This is a genomic window from Clostridium sp. CTA-6 (assembly GCF_054768115.1).
Window position 1 is genome coordinate 144,837 of the sequence record NZ_BAAAAU010000003.1, and the last position, 18,663, is coordinate 163,499.

The following is an 18,663-nucleotide window of genomic DNA, read 5'->3' on the forward strand; positions in this document are numbered from 1 at the left end:
CCAAATTTATAAATATTTAACCTTCTCCTACTTCATCAATTAACCAGGGTGAATTTTTATCTTTTCTAATAAGAGTAAACCATGTTTCGTATGAACCACTATCCTGTGGTGTAATTGCGCCTGTTTTATATTTTACTTCATAATAAACTTTATAGATTATAATATTCTCTTCTTTTGCCTTAGTTATAGTTCCTCTTCCATTTTTAATATATCCCTCTTTATACTTTTGATCCTTTTCTTCTTTTATTGTATTTATCTTTTTATATTTGAAATCTTCAAATTAATATATTATGCAAAAGTAGTTTCTTTAACATCCGGAAGTATATCGTAAATTGAACACTTTATTTTTTCTTCAAAATAACCTTTTATTTCTATTGTTTTTTTCCACCTTGCAATAGTATATTCATTTACACCATATCTACAAGCAACATCAACAAACCTTTTTTCAAGCAAACAAAATCCTGTGGATAAAGCTAATGCATCGCTTAATTGTACTAATAGGTCATAGTCATCATAAACAGCAGAATTTATAATATTTTTAGTAAGCTCATATTCTTCTTTTGTAACATCCCATTTTCCTATTGCTGAATCAATATCTTGTATTATAAATGAATGTGTAACACAAATTTTAGCAACCTCATCCCAGCCTTGTTCCATACAATATTTATATCCAGCAATCATATGTCGTTCTGAAACTACTCCTACTCGTCTACCTATATCATGTAGCAATCCTAAAACATATGCTTTATCGCTATCCATATCTGTACAATGCTTTGCAATATTTTTACAAGCTAGAGCTACAAATTCAGAATGTTGTTTCCAAGGCCCCGGATTTAACTTTTCTGCCTGCTCAAGAACTTTTATTGCTGTATTTTTATCAGGATACTTCCTACACATAACATCACTCCTCTTAACACAAGTATAATTAATCTTCACTATAATTTGCCATACTAATTATGGGTAATTATTACTTATATGTCCGCTTTAATTAATTACAATGAATATATTTTATTTCTTGTTATTTTTTTTATTGGTGGCAATAATACTACAGAAAATAGCAGTACCTATTGCAATCCAGAGAGCAAGGTTCATTTGAAGTCATCCCCTCAAATTTACTATTTATCTTTCGGTAGATTGTAATATTTTCACAAACCCAAATTGTATTCATATTTTATTTACATGCCCCCCCGGGGGATAGATTCTATCTTTTTACTAACATATACATTAGTGCATTTACTATAGAAGCTGCCACATTACTTCCACCTTTTCTTCCTTTTATGGTTATAAATGGTATATCTAATTTTTCTAATTCTTTTTTTGATTCCGCTGCTCCTACAAAGCCTACTGGTACTCCTATTATAAATTTTGGATTTGCTTTTCCTTCTTTCATAAGTTCCATAAGCTTGTATAGTGCTGTTGGTGCATTCCCAAAAGCGAAAAATTCTATACCTTCCTCTGCTGCTAACTCTACTGCTGCCATGGATCTTGTTATTCCTCTGTCCTTTGCAATTAGAGCTACATCTTCTTTAGATACAAAACACTGAACTATAGAATTTAAATCCTTTAAAGCCTTTTTATTTATACCTGATAAAGCCATGTTGGTATCTGTATAAATCTTTGTACCCTTTTTAAGAATTTCTTTTGCTGCCTCTATGGCGCCTTCCTTTATATAGATTAAATCCTTATATTCAAAATCTGCTGTAGTATGTATTACTCTTTTTACTATCTTTAATTCTTCTTCAGAAAAATTATGTTCTCCCATTTCTTCTTCTATTATTTCGAAACTTCTTTTTTCTATATCCATTGGTTTTTTTATATAATCTTTCATAACTCTATCTCCCTACCTTTAAGCCTTAAACATATTAAATAAATATCATACAAACTCGAATTTACCATTTCATGGAATATCATATAAAATTCTGATTTTCCAGCCCAATATACTTAAATTGGACAATTAACCATTACCTCTCATAACTCTGCAAGGATTTCCATAAGCAATCTTATTAGAGGGAATATCCTTGGTAACAACACTACCTGCACCAATCACTACATTGTCTCCAATAGTAACACCTGGCATGATAATAACTCCACCGCCAATCCAAACATTGTTTCCAATTACAACTGGAGCTGTCTGTGTCTTGCAAAACTCAAAAGAACCATCTTCCTTAACTTCTCCAAATCTTTCTTGTGCATTTGTGGGATGAAATGCTGTATAAATTTGCACATTTGGAGCAATTAGGGCATTATTACCAATAATGATTTTATTATCATCTAAAAAAGTGCAATTCATGTTTACTTCACAATTGTTTCCCAAATATATGTTATTTCCATAATCTACGAAGAATGGTGCCGTTATCCAAAGATTAGCGCCTCGCCCTCCCAACAATTCTGTTAAAATCCTATTTTTCTGTTCCAAATTTTCAGAATTTGTTTGGTTATAGTCATGAACCAAGTTTTTTGCCCTATGCCATTGCGAAAGCAGTTCGCTATCTCCACAGTCATAAAGTTCTCCTGCCAACATTTTTTCTCTTTCAGTCATTTTAACTACCTCCACAAATTCCTATTTTTATAAGTTGAATAAAAATTAACTTTAGAATATATTATACTTTAATCCACCCTTTATCTACCCAATGTTGATTATCAACAGATAATGTCTTTTCTTTTTTAGCAACAGCCTGATGCATCATTTTAGTGATGGAAAATTTAATCCTTACTTTTATTCCCTTATGTGCTATACGCCTTTTTTTATATTTTTCAGCAAGCTTTTTTGTTTTTCTTATAATAATATTTTTACGCTTATTGGATAGTTCATTCCAAATAACACCCTCGAGCAATCCTATTCCTAATTTTCTAATATCAGAAACCCCTAGCCAAGATAAACTTGTTGCAATGTCTTTTTGCGCTCCACCATTAAATAAACCTATAGCATTTGTCAAAATTACAGCCCTTTTATTAAACATTCTTTCATCCGGTCTATGTACCATCCAATGCACACACAAATGATCAAGTAAACTTTTCATCTGGGAAGTAGTTCTTAGGGCATAAACAGGAGAAGTAAATATAAGCAAATTAGCATTTAAAATAGCATTCCAAATAGGCATAACATACTCTGCGTGAGGGCAAAACTGCTCACCTTTAAAGAAACAATTTTTACATCCACAGCAAAAATGAGGCAAATCTTTTGGCAAATAAAATTCTGTTATTTCATTTCCCTCACGCAAAATCTCTAAAAAATTCTCTTTTATATTATAGGTGCAACCTTTTATTTCAGTTCCATTTATCACAGTAATCTTCATATTATTCAACTTCCTTAAAACATAATTTATTTTTCTGTTATAAAAATAATCTAACTTACAAATTCCTATTTAAATTACTGAAATCTATCACTAATCAAAACCATTTCCTGATGACTCATCCTCTAAATCAAATTCCGCTTCACTAATTAAATTACAAATAAAATCTTTAAAATTATCTGCTAATTTAGTTATTGCATAATCATATTCCTGATCAATATGCACAACACTTGGTTCCCCTTTAGGTCCGCATTCCCTATAATCTAAAAATATCATATCATGTCCAGCTGATGGACAATCAGCTATTGCAACCCCAATATCAGGATATTCCCAATCTTCAATCCAAAATCTACTTCCAAATTCTCCACACAATGAACATGATTTGTCTAAAGCAATACTAAATAATCCTGTTATGCCTATGTGATCTTCTGCCCAGCTTGTAGGGGTTTCTGTACGAATAGCATCTTTCTTGAGAAGTCCTCCATTATGAATACGCATTAACTCTATATATGATTCAGGCAATTTATACAATATTTCCTGCTCTACCTGTTTTATTATTTCATCTGTAGGATAGTCAGATATATATTCTTTATATGAATAATCACAATCATCCCAAAGATTTTTCAATATATTATCATCAAACATAACTACTCAACTCCTATATAAATTACCACAAATCGGAATTTACAAATTTAATTCACTTCTCACTCTTACACCCTCTTGGTCCCAAATATCCTATAGAAACAAGAAAGATAATAAAAATTAAAACAAATGTAACTATGGAAATCGATGAAATATAGAATGACATTAAGAATCCAGAAATTCCAACCAATACTATTAAAAAAAGCACTGTTTTCAGTTTATGAACAGCAATTATGGAATTATATTTTTTCTGTTCTTCACTATCCATTTGATTGTACCACTTAAACCACTTAGATGACTTCTTTTCATTTACTAGTGTATAAATAATAAAAATTAATAAGGTTGCTGAACTAATTGCTAGAAGTCCACTTTGAAATTTGTCCATATCAATTCCTCCATCAAATTATTATTCTCCTAAGTTAAGTAAAACTCAATTTAGAATATATTATAATTTAATCGTGATATATTCTAAGACTTCATATTTTAAAATTTTTATCTGTTGAATAAATTTTTTATAAAGTCCACATTTCCGAAGAAATGTACATGAGCATATGCTGCCAATGTATTATTTTTTATATATCCACAGCTCCATTTTTTTGTGGAATCATCATAGAGATTTTTAGTAAGCTCATATATTTTATCCTCTTTTAAATCCACATAGGATTTATGAAATTCATGGCAATTAATTTTTAGCCCTTTAGGTAATATTTTATTTTCTTTTCCCACTTCTATTTCAGCATACCCGAAGTTCTGAAGCCTTTTAGTCATATGACATTTACCTTTAAAAAATCCTACAGTCTTTTTATAATTTTCCTCTAAATCTTCTATGCCCTCTGTTAAATACATAAGTCCTCCACATTCTGCATAACATGGTAGTCCATTATTTAATGCTTTATTTATACTACTTAGCATAGATTTGTTTTCTCTTAATTCCTTTATAAAAACTTCTGGGTATCCACCACCTATATATAAAAAATCTAAATACTCTGGCAATTTTTCATCCTTCATAGGACTAAAATATTTTATGTTACCTATATTTTCTAATAGTTCTATGTTCTCTTTATAATAAAAACTAAAAGCTTTATCATAAGGTATGCCTATATTTAGATTTTTGTTTTCTAAGTAAAAATTATCTTTATATTTTTCTGTTTTTTCAAAGTGATTTATTAAATTTTCTATATCTACATATTTTAAAATTAATTCACTACATATATCTATTTTTTCTTCTAAATCTTTTATTTCACTACTTTGTATAAGACCTAAATGTCTACTTTTTAATTCTAATTTTTCTTCCTTTGGTACATATCCAAAGACCTTTAATCCACAATTTTCTTCAACTAATCTCTTAAGCAATTTATAATAGATTTCACTTACTTTATTAAAAATTACTCCAACTATATTTATCTTTTCATAATTTAATATTCCCATAATTTCCGCGCATAAGGTAGCACTTTGAGCCTTTGGAGTTAATACTAAAACCACTGGTAAATTTAAAACCTTTGATAGATGTGCTGTAGAGTATTCTGTATCTATTCCTTTACCATCATATAATCCCATTACCCCTTCTATTACTCCTAAATCACCTTTTCCCCTACTATAGGATGCTTTAACTCCATCCTCTCCCATTAAAAACAAATCTAAATTTCTAGAACTGTTTTCTGTTACATAAGAATGAAAGGCAGGATCTATATAATCAGGACCAACTTTATAGCCTTGAACTTTATAACCTTTTTTAATTAAAGCCTTCATAAGACCTAAAGTTACTGTGGTTTTTCCTCCACCACTACTATTGGAAGATATTATTATACTTCTCATAAAAACACCCCTTTGATTCAGAGTACAGAGTGAAATTTTTTCATTTCATGAAAAAATTTCACCCATTGCAAACTATCTACTTATTCTCTATTGCAAACTAATTACTCATTTTACGACAGCTTCTATGTACTATTTTCTGTCTTCTTTTAGCCAAGCACTTGCTTCGAATGCATAATAAGTTATTATTATATCCGCTCCTGCTCTTTTTATTGATGTTAGCATTTCTAGAGCTACTCTTCTTTCATCTATTAATCCTTGTTTAGCTGCTGCTTTTACCATGGCATATTCTCCACTTACATTGTAAGCTGCTAACGGAAATTCAAATCTATCCTTTGCCATTCTTATAACATCTAAGTATGGTAAAGCTGGTTTTACCATTACTATATCTGCACCTTCATTTATATCATCTTCTATTTCAAGCATTGCTTCTCTTCCGTTTGCTGGATCCATTTGATAAGTTTTTCTGTCTCCAAATTGTGGTGCTGAATTAGCTGCTTCTCTAAAAGGGCCATAGAAAGCTGAACAATATTTTGCACTATAAGCCATTATACCTACATGTTTAAAATTATTTTCATCTAATATTTTTCTTATAGCATAAACTCTTCCATCCATCATATCTGAAGGGGCTATCATATCTGCTCCAGCTTTTGCATAGGATAAAGATATTTTCGCTAAATATTTTAATGATTCATCATTGTCCACATTATGACCATGAATTATTCCACAATGTCCATGACTTGTATATTGGCACATACATACATCTGCAACTATATATAATTCTGGCATTAATTCTTTTAATCTTCTTATACCCTTTTGAACTATTCCATTGTCATCAAAAGCTGCAGAACCACATTCGTCTTTATGATCTGGTACTCCAAATATCATTATACCTTTTATGCCTGATTTTTTTACTTCCTCTACTAATTCCTCTAATCTATCTATAGAATAATGATAATTTCCTGGTAATGAAGATATTTCTTCTTTAATATTTTTTCCTTCTACTACAAACATTGGGTATATAAAATCTTCTTCTCTAATCACTGTTTCTCTTACCATAGCTCTTATTGCTTCATTTTCTCTTAATCTTCTGTGTCTTCTAAACATAACTCTCGTCTCCTTTTAATATCTAGCCTAAGCTAATTAAATTGAATTTATTTATATATAAACTATAAAGATTTTATAGATTTATAACATCTAGTTAAGGTCTAAAAGTTTATCTATTATGCCATTTATAGAATATTCATCACAAATACTGCATTTTATATTATTTTTATCTAATTCTTTGGCTGTAATAGGACCTATTGCTATAATATCTTTTTCTTTTATACTATCTATGTCCACCATGGAAATCATATTTCTAACAGTAGATGGACTTGTGAATAATACTGTGTCTGCATTTTCAAATCTTTCAGTGTATGTACATTGTCCACATAAAGTTTCATATATATGTACTTCATCTACAATGCAACCTTCTTTTCTTAATGCATCCACAAGAAAGGGTCTTGCATCTTTTGAACGAGGCACAAGTATCTTATCTCCTTTTTGTATATGCTTTCTCATTTCTTCAAAAAGACTTTCTGCTACAAAATGCTTTGACTTAACGCTTGGCATTATTCCTCTCATCCTTATTGCCTCACTGGTGGCTGGTCCTATAGCTGCAAATTTAGCATTAATATTTCTAATATCTATATTTTCTCTAATCAAATAATCAAATAATATTTTAACTGCATTTACACTGGTTAAAGCTATATAATCATATTCTTTTAATTTACTTAAATAAGACTTTAAATTATCCTCTGTATTTTTTATTTCTATGGAATTTATTTCTGTAACTTCAGCCCCTAAATCTAAAAGTTGAACTTTTAATTCCTTAGCTTGCTCTTTTGTACGGGTTATGCATATATTTCTTCCAAATAAAGGCTTTTTTTCATACCAATTTAATTTATCTGAAAAACTAACTACTTCTCCTACTACTATTATTACTGGTGACTCTAGTTTAGCTTCTTTTACTTTTTCTACTATATTTTCTAAGTTGCCTATAACTTTTTTTTGCTTTGAGGTAGTGCCTTTCATAACTACTGCTATCTTACTTTCTTTGTCCATTCCATTTTCTATAAGACCTTTAGTTATTAATTCTAATCTTCCAAGACCCATTAAAAATACTAAAGTTCCTCCTATATTAGCCACAGATTTCCAATCTATATCTAATTTATCCTTAGTCATAGCTGTAAAAATATGAAATCCCCTTGATATTCCTCTATGGGTTATAGGAATTCCTGCATAATTTAGTACAGACACTGGAGAAGTTACTCCTGGTATAACTTCAAATTCTATATTTTCTTCTAAAATATCTAAGGCTTCTTCTCCCCCTCTTCCAAATACATAGGGATCTCCACCTTTTATTCTTCCTACAATATGACCTTCTTTTGCTAACTTAACTAGCATTTTATTTATTTCATCCTGACTTTTATAATGACAGCCCGGTTCTTTTCCACAATAATAAATTTCACAACTTGGTGCTAAATATTTTAACAATTCTCCATTTGCTAATCTATCATACATAACTGCAGTACATTTTTTTAGGGCTCTTATAGCTTTTAAAGTTATTAATTCTTCATCCCCTGGCCCTGCACCAATTAAATATACCTTACTCATATTTTCCTCCTAAACATAAAAGTGCGGGATACCTTTTTATTTAAAATTACTTTTTCCCACTAATCCCACTTATAATACTCGCATATTCTATTAAAGTGAGTATTATTAATTTATAATCATAATAATTACCTTATATCTTAATCAAACATAACTATTCATACTAAATTTATAATTCCTATACTTCGCATAGTAACTGATAATCCTCTTTATAAGCTTTTATAAAATTCCTATAAACAAACTTTACTTTAGTATAAGAATAACTTAATGAACATATCTTATCTAATCTATGAAAATGCCTACTTTTAGTCCTTTAATATATGTTCTGCTAAGGCTATACCTAATTTTTCATACTGATCTTTAGTTCCTGTAATTTCTTTTTTAATAATTTTATTTTTTCTTTCAAATATGCCTATTATATGCATTATATTATCTTTTATAGATGCATAGGCTCCTATAGTTGAATGGCAATCTCCATCTAGTTCCCTCATAAAAGCTCTTTCTGCCAAAACACATATTTTTGAATTATAATGATCTAAATCTTTAAATAACTCCTTTTTAGGATGCTCCTCCATAACTTCTATGCCTAAGGCACCTTGTCCAATTGCGGGTACCATTTCTTTTGTATCAAAATAGTCTGTAATTAAATGATCTAAATTTACCCTTTTAAGACCTGCTACTGCTAATATTATTCCATCTAGATTTTCTTTTTTTATCTTCTCTATCCTAGTTTGAACATTTCCTCTTATAGGAACAATATCTAAATCTGGACGTAGAAGCTTTAACTGGGCTGCTCTTCTCCTACTACTTGTACCGATTTTAGCACCTTCTCTTAAATCCTTAAATTTTATATTATCTAAGGATATAAAGGCATCTCTTACATCTTCTCTTTCAGGAATAGCTATTATTTCAAATCCCTTAGGCATTTCATAAGGTACATCCTTCATGCTATGTACTGCTGCATCTGCCCTTTGTTCTAACATAGCTACTTCTATGTCTTTAACAAATAGCCCTTTTCCACCTATCTTATCTAAAGATACTTCTAATATTTTATCTCCTATAGTTTCTATCAATAATTTTTCACATTCTATATCATGCTTTTTATTTAACGAATCTATTATTATTTCTGTTTGCACCTGAGCAAGCTTACTTCTTCTTGTGGCTATTACAAAATTCAAAATCCATACCTCCATAAAACATTGATAAGATTAGATTACCATACCCTTTTTCAAAAAAGAAGTGAAAATCATTGCTGCAGATAAAATCTATAATCTCATCTTTCATAGGATTATTTTTTGTGATGCTTCTTATATATGTTACATATTCTATATAATTATCATATTTTTCTAAGTCTCTTTTTATTTTTTCTCCTATAAAAGAAGTAGCTTTTGGACAACCTATTTTGTTATTTAAAGCTAACACCATAGTTTTACTTTCCCTTTGAAAACTGTTAAAACATAGGCTTTTATCTTTATCAGAACAATCTATGTATAGTTTACTCAATTCGTCACAATTATTTCTTATTTCATTATTTACTTCTTCATCTTCTGTAGCTATAACAACTAAATGCTTATCTAATATGTATTTTTTATCATAATTATTTTTTATAAATTCTACATTGTTATATGTTTTTAAATTTAATACATCCTTTGAAAACTTAGGAGCTAGTATATATAAACTACATTCTCTATCTAAAAAAGCTTTCCCTTTTATAAAAGCTGCCCTTCCCCCTCCTACTATTAATATTCTTATTCTTCTAGACTTTAAAGCAATAAAATTATATTTTTCCTGCAAATTTATCCACTCCAAAATTTCATCTTCTATAATTTAAATTTAATATACTAAAGAATCATAATATAAAGTATTTATAGTAATCTTAAACCATTGTTTTTCCTTAATTCTAATTATATACTTCTATAAATATAATTAAAAATATTATGTTTTTATATACAACATAACTTTTTACTTATATACTATTAATTTTTATTATTTTAATAATTTACTAGATTTATAAATCAAAAACCTTCATTATTTATATAAGTAGCCTTTAACGAACGAAGACTTAATCTTTCTAAATAGTTTTTAAATAACAAGCCTTATTATTTATGTCAATTGGGTTCTAACTATTTAAATTTATATAATCAACTTCCAATCTTTTACAATTCTTAAATTGTTGTTTTTATTTTAAAAATATTACTAATAATAGTATTAAAATAATATAGGTGAGTATACTAAAAAATCTTATATAAGAAAAATCAAATTCTCTCTCTAAATAAGGCATATATCCTACATATCCTCTACTGTCTAATCCTTCTTTTATTATTTTCCATCTACTTAATGTATTTATAAAAAGAAGAGCTGCCATTTTTCCTGTATTTCTAATTTTAAGTTTAAAGCTGTCAAATCCACCTCTAGATTTTATAGAACTATATAAAATATTATATTCATCATTTATGACTACCAAAAATCTTTCCATTCCCTTGGCAATATCACAGATATCTTTAAAATATTCTTTTTTGCCCAGGCAATAAAGCATATCATCTATAGGTGTGGTAAGTGAAAAAAATGAAAGACATAAGCCTGCACTTACACTTTTAAGTATGAGAGTTAATGTGTATACAATTCCATAATCAAAAACAAAAGTTATAGAAGATATGGCTGCAAAAACTGTTACCTCTAGAGTTATTTTTGTAAATATTTTTTTATTATTTTTAGAAATGATATTTATAAATAGGAAAAATAAAATATTGCAAAAAACAATTATGTAGTTTTGAGTAAATCCCAAAATTACAATTGGGATTATACTCAAAACTGCCTTTTCTAAAGGATGTATATTAGAAAGCTTACTGGTTCTTGACAGAAGCATTATTGTTCTTAGCATTCTTCTTTTTACCTATATAATATCCTATAACTCCAGCTCCTAATGCTGCTTGTGATGCAAATAATAAACTTTCTATTTCTCCTGATGGTGGTTCCCAAATACTTTCAAACCAAGGCTCATAATCTTTATTCATTTCTTCTATAATACCTTCTGCTTGGTCATCAGCTCCTGCAAATTCTCCACCTCTTGCTCCTCCTATAAATAAAGAAGCAAGTATAACTACTACAGATACTATAGTTATAATAATATTTTGTTTTTTCATATACTATACCTCACTTAAAGTTTTTAATTCTTCTTTTGAGTATTTCATCATAAACTCAAAAATCATTATAGTTATTAAGCCTTCTATAATAGCTAGTGGTATTTGAGTTAGAGAAAATATGGTAGCAAATTTAGCGAAGGCTGCCATAACTCCCCCTGTTTTTGCTGGGAAAGATAGTGCTAACTGCAATGATGTAACAGTATATGTAGCTAAATCTCCTAAGCTTGCTGCCAAAAACACAGCTAATTTTTGATTTTTATTTTTTAATCCTTTATATATTAAATAAGATACTATGGGTCCTACTATTCCCATAGAAAAAGTATTAGCTCCAAGAGTTGTTATTCCACCATGAGCTAGTAATATGGCTTGAAACAAAAGCACTATTACTCCAACCACTGATGCTACAAAGGGTCCAAATATTATGGCTCCAAGACCTGTTCCTGTTGGATGTGAGCAACTACCTGTAACTGATGGTATTTTCATAGCAGATAGTATAAATGCATAAGCTGCAACAACTGCTAATAACATCTTTAAATCCTTATTCTTTTTAGTTTTTTGTCTTATGTGTTTTACACCTATTACTATAAAGGGTGCACTTAAAACAAAATATAGTGCTGCCCACTTAGGTGGTAAAAATCCCTCTGCAATATGCATGGCATATGCACTTTGTGATAAAGCTAGTACAAGTGCGGTCGTTAATAAAAATAAATACTTCTTCTTCATTTTTCCCCCTCCTATTTTTTATTAATTAAACTATAATATTTTTATAATATTTAAAATATAGTTATCTATTTTTCTCATTGCCAATACTCCCTCTTCTATGAAACTGAGAACTCTTAAAATTCTTAAGCTTTAAAAATATGTATCTTTTTTATAAAATTATTCTTTGCTTTAAAAACAGCTATATATTTCATATAATTATTCTTATATTTAAAACCAACTATTCATTTTATGAAATAATTCTTCACTTTAAAGGGAATTTTCTTTTACTTTATTTCCTTTAAAATATTTACTAAAGCCTGATTAAGCTCTCTAGTTTTTATTGCAAATCTTACATAATCATTATTTAAAGTTTTAAAGTCCTTACAAATTCTTAAAACAAATCCTTTATCTAAAAGTCTTTGTTTAAGCTGTTCTCCTGTAATATCCTTTAACTTACAAAGTATAAAATTACTATATGTGCTGTATACATCTTGAAACAAATCACATTTTTTTAGATTTTCATAGATAAATATTTTTTCTTTTTCTATATAATTTATGGATTTTTCTATGAACTCTTCATCCTTTAAAACATATTTAACTGCAATTTCTGCAAAACAATTTATATTCCAAGGATTTTGTTTTTCTCTTATTTTATTTAAAAATTCATTATTAAAACTTATCCCATAGCCAAATCTTATGCCTGGCATAGAAAAAAACTTAGTTAGAGCTCTTATTATAAAAATACACTTGTATCTTTCACATAAGTTTAAAAAACTAAAGGAATTCTTTCCTGTAAACTCTATAAAAGCTTCATCTAAAATTACAATTTTATTATTTTTTTCGCAATAATCTAATATGTATATAAACTTATCTTTATCTATTACTGATCCATTAGGATTATTAGGATTTCCCAATATTATTCCTTCTGTTTTTTCTAAGGATTTTTTTATATTTTCATAGTTATATGTCATATCTTCATTTAAATTACAATAATCTATTTGTACATTCCATTTTTTCGCACATAATTCATATTCAACAAAGGAAGGCACTAAAATAGATATGCTTTTCAAATTACTTATAGCTAAATCTATTATTTCTACGGCACCATTGCCTAAAACCAAGTTTTCTTCTTTTATGTTAAGTTTGCCTACTTTTTCTTTATAAAAATAATCTAGAAAAAAGCTTAAATAGTCTATTAAATTTCTTTTTAAATTTCTATACTGAATATCTGGATAAATTTGTACCCAATTTAGGGCTTCCTGTAAATTATCTTTAAAACTGTCTGGCAACCCTAGAGGATTTATATTAGAACTAAAATCTATAAGTTCTTTTCCTTTTAAAATTCCTTCTGTATAAATATCTCCACCATGCATATAAATACCACCTTTTTTAAACAATTACGAATTAAGAATTAAGGTTATAATTTTTCATTACATTAAAAACTTCTAAAAAATTTATATAGATTTTTAACTTCTAAAGTTTCCCTATCAATTACCTGCTTTTCACTTTAATTTAATTACCAAAATTAAAGAACTGTCCCTATAATTAAATTAATTATTGCTTATCATTAATTTTCAAGATAAAAAGCTAGCTATATAGTTTAAAAAAGTTTAAAAATTATAACACACATTACTATCATTAACGCTTCACTAGCATACATAAGTTTTATGCTTTCCTTTATGTGTATTGGTGCTAATTCCTTTATTTCATCTCCTATAGTAGGTTTTTCTACCACTTGCCCAAAATATACATTTGTTCCTCCTAATTGTATCTTTAAGGCTGCTGCTGTAGCTCCTTCTGGATAGGCACAATTAGGACTTTTATGATTTTTTCTATCTCTTATCATTATTTTAAAACTTTTAAATGGATTGCCCCCTACTATTGGCGCTGATATACACATTAATATTCCTGTTAATCTTGCTGGTACAAAATTAAAAACATCATCTACCTTAGCTGGGAAAAATCCTATATATTTATATTCATCATTTAAATATCCAAGCATAGAATCCATAGTATTTATTCCTTTATACATCATAGCTAAAGGTGCTCCACCAATTATTGCATAAAAAAGTGGTGCTATTATACCATCGGATGCATTTTCTGCTACGGTTTCTACATCTGCTCTTATTATTTCATTTTCAATTAAATCTTTTGTTTCTCTTCCTACTATATAAGAAAGTTTTAATCTTGCATCCTCTATATTTTCTTTATATAAAGCATGATATATCTTTATAGCTTCTTCATGGAGACATTTAGCTGCTAAAGTTGTCCATATTATTAAAATATTTAGCCCGTGATAAATATAAAAATTAAATTTAAAAGCTTGCAAAATCATAAATGGAATTAAAAAACTAGCAAAACACACTATCGCTACAATTATTTCACCATAGAGCTTTAAATTTTCCTCATTTTTCACTTTAGCTCTAAATTTTTTTTCTAAAAAATTAATAAGCCTCCCTATGTATATAACTGGATGGGGAAACCAATGAGGATCTCCAATAATCCAATCTATAAAAACCGCTATAATTATATCTACAAAATTTGCAGTTACATTTAAATACATCTCATTATCATCCTTACATTCTTACTTTTTTTATCATATGTCTAAAATCCCTAACATTTAGTCTTATATAAAAGGGACTACTCCACTAAATAACTCCTTTTGCTAGAGCATAAGAAATTCTTATAGCAAGTGAAACTTGTAAAAAATCTAATACTAATAATCAAATCTTTCAATAATCTTACTACTAAAGAGTAAATCTTCTAAGAAATATTTCCATAAGATTTATAGTAATAAAACTATCTTTCTAGAGCTAAAAATTACTTAATGCCTATAATGGAATAAATTTTTTCCATGTCTAAGCTTTGTCGTACTATATCTGCAAGCTTATCTAGTTCTTTTTCTCTCATATGTTCATATACTTGTGATTTCTTCTTGTTTAAACCTTTTTTAACTCTTAATTCATTTGTTATTTTTTCTCTAAAAGCTACTCCATCAAAAATCCCATGGATATAGGTCCCCATTATGTTTCCTTTTCTATTTATTGCTCCATCAAAGTAATCTACTTTTTCTCCATTTTTATCATAGATTTTAAATAATGGAGTAACATTTTTACCATATTTACTTATTCCCATATGTATTTCATAACCATAAACAGCATTTTCAGTCTCTTCATCTAAAAGTCTTGCAGAAACCCGTGTTGTAACCTTTTCCTCTTCAAAAATAGTTTCCATATCTAAAAGATTTAATCCATCAATCTCTCCTAAATCTGTCTCCACTTTGTATGGATCTTTAATTTTACTACCTAATACTTGATATCCTCCACAGATACCTATTATTTTGCCCTCTCTACTATATTCTTTTATACGTTCTTCTAATCCACATTGTCTTAAATAAAGTAAATCCTCTATGGTATTTTTACTCCCTGGTATTATTAATAGATCCGGCTCTTTAAATTCCTCTTTTGAAGTTATAAATCTTATAGATACATCCTCTTCTGATTTTAAAGCATCTAAATCTGTAAAGTTTGATATATGAGGCATCTTTATTGCTGCTATATCAATTGGTGCATAGGCTTTTTTATTAAATTCTACTGCTCCATCCTCATCCTCTAACTGTAATCTAGTGTAAGGGACTACCCCTAAACAAGGTATATGTACTATATCCTCTAGCATATCTAAACCTGGTTTTAGTATTTCTACATCTCCTCTAAACTTGTTTATTATGGTTCCTTTTACTCTTTCCTTTTCTCCCTCTTTTAAAAGAAGCATAGTTCCTGCTAAGGATGCAAAAACTCCTCCTTTATCTATATCTCCAACTAAAAGTACAGGTGCATCTATAAGTTCTGCCATACCCATGTTTACTATATCTCTATCTCTTAAATTTATTTCTGCAGGGCTTCCAGCCCCCTCCATAACAACTATATCAAAATCTTCTTCTAATTTATTAAAATGCTCTTTTAGCATATCTTTAAACTTTAATTTTAAATTATGATATCCCATAGCTGTACTATTTCCGTACACTTTACCATTAACTATTATTTGACATTTTTTATCTGAAGTAGGCTTTAAAAGTATAGGATTCATATAAACCTCTGGCTCTAAACCAGCTGCATAGGCTTGAAGTACTTGAGCTCTTCCCATTTCTTTTCCATCTAAAGTTATATAAGAATTTAAAGACATGTTTTGTGATTTAAAAGGGCAAACACTATATCCATCCTGCTTAAATATTCTACAAAGGGCAGCCACTATAAGACTTTTTCCTACAGAAGATGCTGTTCCCTGAATCATTATTTTAGCCATAAAATTCTCTCCAATTTCAATTTATTTTTTAATATAAAAATTGGCTATAAACTTTAGAGTTTATAGCCAATGCATAGTTAAAAATAGGCATAGTTCACCTATATTATATTCCTTTTGCACAGTTATCTTTCCCTCCGAAAGTTTACCTAATAAAAATCTAGGCAGGTCTCCTGGCTCATGATTCTTCCTCATCTTTCCCTTCCCCTTTATAAAGAGTGGTTTATTAAAGATTTGTCCTCAATTACAGTAGCGGGGGCTGCTGTGGATTTTACCACATTCCCTTTTCACCTTTTATGTAAAGGCACCTAAATTTTTTTATTAAATTACCATATTTAAGGTTATAACAAATATATCTTATTGTCAACAAACAATTATTTATACATACATTTCTTATTATTATATTTATTTATACTTAATATCTCCTACATTATTATATTAACACCAAAAGAAATTTATCAATAAACTTAATAACAAAATTTTTTTAATATGTTATAGTTAAAATATTCTTAGATTTTATCTATATAATGGTAAAAGCAACACTTTCTTATTTGTTACCTTTACACTTTTTTATATTATTTATTTTCTGGTAAATTATAATAAATGAATTACTAAATTTTATTTATATAACACTTAAAAATTAATTATAAAAATTTCAAATAACCATTGACCCTAACACTGTGTTATAGCTTATTATAAAAATAGAGGTGATAAACATTGCATTATAAAGTAAAAGAAGTTGCTGACATGGCCGGCATAAGTGTACGTATGCTTCATCATTATGACAAAATAGGTTTACTTAAACCAGAGTCTATAAATACTGCAGGTTATAGACTTTATTCAGATGAAAATCTTGATAGATTGCAACAAATTCTATTTTTTAAAGAACTTAATTTTCACCTACAAGAAATAAAAATCATTTTGGACAGTCCAAATTTTAATAGAAAAGAAGCTTTAAAAACTCATAGGCAGTTACTTTTAGAAAAAAAGATAAGACTTGAAAAAATTATACAATCTGTGGATAAAACCATAGATTGTATTGAAGGAGGAATAAAAATGGATAAAAAAGAAGTGCTTGGAGCATTTGATATGACTAAAATAGAAGAACATCAAAAGAAATATTCAAAGGAAGTAAAAGAGAAATATGGAAACACCTCTGCTTATAAAGAAAGTAATGAAAAAACCTCTAAATATACAAAAGAAGATTGGAATAATATAATGAAAGATTGGGATGAAATTTATAAAAAACTAGTAAATCTTATGGATAGAGATCCAGGGCATAAAGAAGTTCAAGAAGCTGTTCATGATTTTAGAAATCATATTTCTAAAAACTTTTATAACTGTACTCCTGAAATATTTAGAGGTCTTGGAGATCTTTATATTAATGATGAAAGATTTACATCCAATATAGATAAATATAAAGTTGGTCTTTCTAAATTTTTAAGAGAAGCTATTAATGTTTATTGTGATAATATAAAAGAATAAATGTAAAACTTTTTTAAATCTATAAATCGTTTCTCTAATATATCACTTAACATATATTTCAATATCATGTTTGTGTAAAAAAGGCAAACCCAAATTATGAAGATAGATCTTAAAAGCTTCAAATTGGATTTGCCTTAATTTATTGTTGTTTTTTTACATTTAAAAATATTTCTTTTAAAATATTTGTATTGTTTTTATCAAGAACATAACTCAATTCTGTTCCAGAAAAAATTATGTATGATTTCCCTTCTGAATCACCTACCAAAATGTACAAAAGAAAGTAACCATCATACACATTATTGTCTTCAACATATTTTAGGTTAGGTTGTATATGATAAGAATATTTAAATGATTCTATATTAGCATCTTTAGGAACTTCTATTTTTTTAATTCCCTCTGATGTATCTAGTGAATTCATAATCACTTTAAACTTTGATAATTTTTCTTCATCATAAATTACACCTATCTTATCATTACTAAATTTAGAAAAGCTATTAAACTTAAAAACATCTATGCTTGATAATGATGAAATTTCCATTCTAGCTTTATCTGTGTTAGTAAAATGTCTATATGACAAGCCTATAAATATAACAATGAATACAATAAAAATAATTTTATTAGTCTTTTTCATT

Annotated in this window: 19 protein-coding genes, 1 pseudogene and 1 riboswitch; of the genes and pseudogenes, 1 reads left to right on the forward strand and 19 read right to left on the reverse strand. The window is 28.3% G+C overall.

Annotated features, from left to right (window positions below):
* Positions 1-16 precede the first annotated feature (16 nt).
* The 18 genes and pseudogenes from ACYUDJ_RS05955 to ACYUDJ_RS06040 form a co-directional block, all read right to left on the reverse strand.
* Positions 17-268: pseudogene (locus ACYUDJ_RS05955) on the reverse strand (DUF4829 domain-containing protein); the annotation flags it as partial.
* 20 nt (positions 269-288) lie between these two features.
* A complete protein-coding gene (locus tag ACYUDJ_RS05960) occupies positions 289-897 on the reverse strand; it encodes an HD domain-containing protein (protein ID WP_030033988.1) in 609 nt (202 codons plus the stop codon).
* 304 nt (positions 898-1,201) lie between these two features.
* The gene (locus tag ACYUDJ_RS05965; protein ID WP_043031695.1) at positions 1,202-1,828 is read right to left on the reverse strand and encodes a precorrin-8X methylmutase; all 627 of its coding nucleotides are present in this window, start codon (positions 1,826-1,828) and stop codon (positions 1,202-1,204) included.
* A 126-nt stretch (positions 1,829-1,954) separates the two neighbouring features.
* Entirely contained in the window at positions 1,955-2,539 is a 585-nt protein-coding gene (locus ACYUDJ_RS05970) for a sugar O-acetyltransferase (RefSeq protein WP_043031694.1), read from the reverse strand.
* A gap of 61 nt (positions 2,540-2,600) precedes the next feature.
* A complete protein-coding gene (locus ACYUDJ_RS05975; protein WP_003489193.1) occupies positions 2,601-3,296 on the reverse strand; it encodes a flavodoxin family protein in 696 nt (231 codons plus the stop codon).
* Between the two features lie 90 nt (positions 3,297-3,386).
* Positions 3,387-3,938, reverse strand: a complete 552-nt coding sequence (locus ACYUDJ_RS05980; protein ID WP_043031692.1) for an SMI1/KNR4 family protein — start codon at positions 3,936-3,938, stop codon at positions 3,387-3,389.
* Positions 3,939-3,990: 52 nt separating this feature from the next.
* Complete coding sequence (locus tag ACYUDJ_RS05985) at positions 3,991-4,320, reverse strand: hypothetical protein (protein ID WP_003489191.1); 330 nt, start codon at positions 4,318-4,320, stop codon at positions 3,991-3,993.
* A gap of 107 nt (positions 4,321-4,427) precedes the next feature.
* Positions 4,428-5,750 carry a cobyrinate a,c-diamide synthase gene (locus ACYUDJ_RS05990; protein ID WP_003489190.1) on the reverse strand — a complete coding sequence of 441 codons (1,323 nt, stop codon included), beginning with the start codon at positions 5,748-5,750 and terminating at the stop codon, positions 4,428-4,430.
* Between the two features lie 129 nt (positions 5,751-5,879).
* The gene (gene hemB, locus ACYUDJ_RS05995; RefSeq protein ID WP_003489189.1) at positions 5,880-6,854 is read right to left on the reverse strand and encodes a porphobilinogen synthase; all 975 of its coding nucleotides are present in this window, start codon (positions 6,852-6,854) and stop codon (positions 5,880-5,882) included.
* 90 nt (positions 6,855-6,944) lie between these two features.
* The gene (gene cobA / locus ACYUDJ_RS06000; RefSeq protein WP_003489187.1) at positions 6,945-8,405 is read right to left on the reverse strand and encodes a uroporphyrinogen-III C-methyltransferase; all 1,461 of its coding nucleotides are present in this window, start codon (positions 8,403-8,405) and stop codon (positions 6,945-6,947) included.
* A gap of 302 nt (positions 8,406-8,707) precedes the next feature.
* Positions 8,708-9,580, reverse strand: coding sequence for a hydroxymethylbilane synthase (gene hemC, locus ACYUDJ_RS06005; RefSeq protein ID WP_080333497.1), 873 nt, complete (start codon positions 9,578-9,580; stop codon positions 8,708-8,710).
* Positions 9,549-10,196, reverse strand: coding sequence for an NAD(P)-dependent oxidoreductase (locus ACYUDJ_RS06010; RefSeq protein ID WP_042386340.1), 648 nt, complete (start codon positions 10,194-10,196; stop codon positions 9,549-9,551). The genes hemC and ACYUDJ_RS06010 overlap by 32 nt, the downstream gene beginning before the upstream one ends.
* A gap of 385 nt (positions 10,197-10,581) precedes the next feature.
* The gene (locus ACYUDJ_RS06015) at positions 10,582-11,268 is read right to left on the reverse strand and encodes a CbiQ family ECF transporter T component (protein ID WP_003489181.1); all 687 of its coding nucleotides are present in this window, start codon (positions 11,266-11,268) and stop codon (positions 10,582-10,584) included.
* Positions 11,246-11,545 (reverse strand): energy-coupling factor ABC transporter substrate-binding protein, encoded by a 300-nt coding sequence (locus tag ACYUDJ_RS06020; RefSeq protein WP_003360875.1) that lies wholly within the window; start codon positions 11,543-11,545, stop codon positions 11,246-11,248. The genes ACYUDJ_RS06015 and ACYUDJ_RS06020 overlap by 23 nt, the downstream gene beginning before the upstream one ends.
* A 3-nt stretch (positions 11,546-11,548) precedes the next feature.
* Positions 11,549-12,268, reverse strand: a complete 720-nt coding sequence (locus tag ACYUDJ_RS06025) for an energy-coupling factor ABC transporter permease (RefSeq protein WP_003489179.1) — start codon at positions 12,266-12,268, stop codon at positions 11,549-11,551.
* A 263-nt stretch (positions 12,269-12,531) separates the two neighbouring features.
* Entirely contained in the window at positions 12,532-13,620 is a 1,089-nt protein-coding gene (locus ACYUDJ_RS06030; RefSeq protein WP_042386337.1) for a pyridoxal phosphate-dependent aminotransferase, read from the reverse strand.
* A 227-nt stretch (positions 13,621-13,847) separates the two neighbouring features.
* Positions 13,848-14,810, reverse strand: a complete 963-nt coding sequence (gene cbiB, locus ACYUDJ_RS06035; protein ID WP_003489175.1) for an adenosylcobinamide-phosphate synthase CbiB — start codon at positions 14,808-14,810, stop codon at positions 13,848-13,850.
* Positions 14,811-15,067: 257 nt separating this feature from the next.
* On the reverse strand, positions 15,068-16,549 hold the full coding sequence (locus tag ACYUDJ_RS06040; protein WP_003489173.1) for a cobyric acid synthase: 1,482 nt from the start codon (positions 16,547-16,549) through the stop codon (positions 15,068-15,070).
* A gap of 143 nt (positions 16,550-16,692) precedes the next feature.
* Positions 16,693-16,873: riboswitch (cobalamin riboswitch) on the reverse strand.
* Between the two features lie 390 nt (positions 16,874-17,263).
* Here ACYUDJ_RS06040 and ACYUDJ_RS06045 point away from each other — a divergent pair.
* Positions 17,264-18,031, forward strand: a complete 768-nt coding sequence (locus tag ACYUDJ_RS06045) for a MerR family transcriptional regulator (RefSeq protein WP_003489170.1) — start codon at positions 17,264-17,266, stop codon at positions 18,029-18,031.
* Positions 18,032-18,170: 139 nt separating this feature from the next.
* On the opposite strand, the gene ACYUDJ_RS06050 is transcribed toward ACYUDJ_RS06045, so the two are convergent.
* Positions 18,171-18,662 (reverse strand): hypothetical protein, encoded by a 492-nt coding sequence (locus ACYUDJ_RS06050; protein ID WP_003489168.1) that lies wholly within the window; start codon positions 18,660-18,662, stop codon positions 18,171-18,173.
* Position 18,663 lies beyond the last annotated feature (1 nt).